Here is a 3,536-nt window from a genome sequence, read left to right on the forward strand (position 1 = left end):
AGAAACTTGATATCGAGTGGTCGGGCTACATCAGAACCTCTCTGATTACCCCGGAACTGGCGAAACTGATGGTCCGATCAGGCGTGGGCGATTTGGAGGTGGCTATTACCTCCGGCTCGCAAGAGGTTCTGAATAATCTCCATATGGGCTTCAAGCTGGAACGGTTGTATGACGGCTGTCGTTATCTGGCGGAAGCCGGCTTCAAGGGCAAGGTGATCCTCAACTATTCGCTGAACAGCCCCAAGGAAACGGAAGAGAGTCTTCTCCAAAGCGTCGAGTCCTACAAGGCGGTGGCCTCAATAATCGGGGAAGAGCGGGTATTCCCGCTGATGTTCTTCCTCGGTATCCAGCCAAACACCGATCTGGAGCAGCGACTGTTGGAGGAGGGATACCTTTCGGCCGGTTACAACCCCTTGATGCTGACCCCGACGAGTATCAGAAAGTTGCTCTATAACCCTGCCCCCCTCAACAAGATCATCGCCAAGGCGTGCCTCCGGGCGTGGGAACGGAAGCAAGGGAGTCGTGATCCTCGTCGATGGACCGGATCTTTGTCCCAAACTTCAGAATCACCCACCTATGCCGACCAAAACCTCAGCCGGGGCATTGAGGGCAATTCGGGGCGGGACGCGCTCCTCTCACTCGAAGAAATCCTTCGCTCCCGCCGGCCGGTTCCATCCCCTTCACAGACACCTGAGCCAAGAGCCAGCTCAGCCGGTTGATTTTTCAGCCGACATCACTGTTGAGCCACGCCATTCGACTCGTGCCGTGGCACCTACGATGCCTTGCATTCCAGTTTCAGCGAGTGTTATCATCCACTTTCTTTAGACTGAGAATTAGTACGTTAATCGTGTGGTTTTTCATATAATTGCACGTTTGTTCCAAATTCAGATCGCGCCTTAAGGAGGCGCCTCAATGTATAAGACTATCTATATTCCGGTCGATAACTCCGACCATTCCAATACTGCGGTGGATGTCGGCGTCCACCTGGCGAAGATATTCGGGTCCAAGATCGTGGGAAGCCACGTCTATGCGGCGAAAATGCACGACAAGCGCTTCAAGCAGATGGAAGCCGGATTGCCCGAGGAATACCACGATGAAAAGGAGCTCGACCGGCAACGACAGATCCATGACTCACTGATCACCCGCGGTCTCCAAATCATCACCGACTCTTACCTCGACTACGTGGACAAGAAATGCAACGAAGCCAATCTTCCCGTCGAACGGCGATCGCTCGAGGGCCGGAACTGGAAAGTACTGGCCGAGGACATCAATACCAACGGGTATGATCTCGTCATCATGGGAGCATTGGGAGTCGGTGCGGTCAAGGACAGCGTGATCGGCAGCAACACCGAGCGCGTGATCCGCCGAGTCCGTAACTCCGACATGCTGATTATCAAGAATGTTCAGCCGATAACCGGCGGGAGGATTGTCGTTGCCGTCGACGGCAGCCCCTACTCGTTCGGCGGACTGATGACCGGCTTGGCCCTCGGCAAGGCCTTCAACATGCCGGTGGAGGCGATTTCGGCGTTTGACCCTTACTTTCACTATGCCGCGTTCCATAGCATTTCCGGGGTCTTGAACGAAGAAGCCGGTAAGGTGTTCCGTTTCAAGGAACAGGAAAAGCTGCACGAGGAAATTATCGACAGCGGTCTGGCCAAGATCTATCAATCCCACTTGGACATTTCCCGTGAAATCGCCCAAGCCGAGCAAACGGATGTAAAAACGACCTTGCTCGACGGCAAAGCCTTCGAAAAAATCATTCAATATGTCCGTAAGGATGTCCCGGCTTTGCTGATCGTCGGACGCATCGGCGTTCACAGCGACGACGACATGGATGTCGGCAGCAACACTGAAAACCTGCTCCGGAGTGCCCCATGTAACGTCTTGGTCTCCAACCGCAAATATGTTCCCCCCATCGATACGCAGGCCGAGTACACGATCGCATGGACAGAAGAATCTTTGCGACGGATGGAAAAAATCCCGATCTTTGCCCGAGGCGTGGCGAAGACCGCCATTCATCGATATGCCATCGAAAAAGGCCATACGATCATCAGTAACACCGTCGTGGATGCGGCGGTAGGACATATTTTGCCTAAAGGCGCCATGGACGCCATGCGAGCGCTTGGTGGGAACCTGGACGCGGCGGGTATCGACCGCGACAAGATGCAGGCCGACCAGGCTGTAACGAAAGATCTCATGGGACCGACATTGAGCGGAATCATGACCCAGATCGTTGAGGAAAAACCAAAAGAGATCAATGCCTCCACCCAGGCCTACCTGGATCGTATGGGTCAGACCTATTTTGTCTGTGATGGGTGTGGCTACATCGGGAAGGGGGATACCCCTGTCAAATGTCCGGTGTGCGGTGTGGACGGGACCAAATTTAAACAGGTCGACAAAAAGGTTTTCGAAGTGGCCGCGACGTCTGAAGGCGAGCTGGAAACGGATGTGGCCTATGACGACGTGCCGATGCAGTGGACCAAGGATGCGAAAGAAGCGATCCGGGCCGTGCCGGCCGGCTTTCAGCGCAGGCGCGCGAAGGCCAGGATTGAAAAGAGCGCGCGTAAGTTGGGAATGACGACCATCACGCTCGAATACGCGGCGCCGATGATCAAGGAAGCTGCGGACGAAGACTATACCCCCATTTTTTCCAACAAGGGCACCGGCACGTCGCCGACAGCGGGAGCCACGCTTGCAACGGTGGCAGCGGAGAATGGGAATGTCTCGAACGACCATGTCGAAGGCACATCCCCATATACCTGGACGGACGAAGCGCAAGCCAGGTTGGATCGGGCTCCGGAGGGCTTCATGCGCGATTGCACCAAAGCGCTCATCCTCAAACATGCCGAAAAAATCGGAGCCACCACAATCACGCTCGAAGTCGCGAATGAAGGCATCGAACAGGCGAAGGGGTATATGGCGGAAGCTATGAAGACCGGCAATCTCAAGGACATGATCGCCGACCTCACTGGAAAAGGACGCGGCTAGGTTTTGCGTACTGAGCTTTTGGTGCTGAACTCCGGTCTTTTCCTCTGACGAGTATTCCACCTCAACACCCAAACACAACACGCCATGGGTAAACCTCTTCCCATCTTCAACGGCCCTACCGGCACTTTGGGCTCTTTGCAGCAACAAATCGCCCAGTTCTTCACTCCAATTCCAAAGGGAGAGGGGCCGTTCGACGGTCGGACAGTCGATGACTTCAAGCCCTACCTCGTTGCGCTGAACCTAACCAAGCGTTGCAATCTCAAATGTGATCACTGTTATCTCGATGCGACGACCAAAGCCGCCGGTGGGGATGATGAGCTGAGTACCGAAGAATGTTACCGACTCATCGAGCAGATCTCGGAGGTGAATAAAGGTTGTCTCCTTGTCATCACGGGTGGCGAACCGTTCGTGAGACCTGACATCCTCGACATCGCTCGTTACGCGGTTAAACTCGGCTTTATGGTGGTCTTTGGGACAAACGGGATGCTGATCAATGACCAACTGGCCAAGACTCTTGTCGAGATCGGTGTGATGGGCGTGGGCATCAG

2 protein-coding genes and 1 pseudogene are annotated in these 3,536 nt (G+C 54.7%); all 3 read left to right on the forward strand.

The annotated features are described in order from the left end of the window. Window positions 1-719: pseudogene (locus ACOSYY_RS14640) on the forward strand (B12-binding domain-containing radical SAM protein); the annotation flags it as partial. Between the two features lie 193 nt (window positions 720-912). After that, window positions 913-2,988 carry a universal stress protein gene (locus ACOSYY_RS14645; RefSeq protein WP_421663266.1) on the forward strand — a complete coding sequence of 692 codons (2,076 nt, stop codon included), beginning with the start codon at window positions 913-915 and terminating at the stop codon, window positions 2,986-2,988. Between the two features lie 84 nt (window positions 2,989-3,072). Beyond that, the coding region (locus ACOSYY_RS14650) for a radical SAM protein (protein ID WP_421663267.1) at window positions 3,073-3,536 on the forward strand (464 nt) is incomplete at its 3' end.

It is taken from the genome of Nitrospira sp. BLG_2 (genome assembly GCF_049222245.1).

Bases quoted from the DNA above. Each gene is read 5' to 3' on its own strand.
- ACOSYY_RS14645 (WP_421663266.1), top strand. From the start codon at position 913: ATGTATAAGACTATCTATATTCCGGTCGATAACTCCGACCATTCCAAT.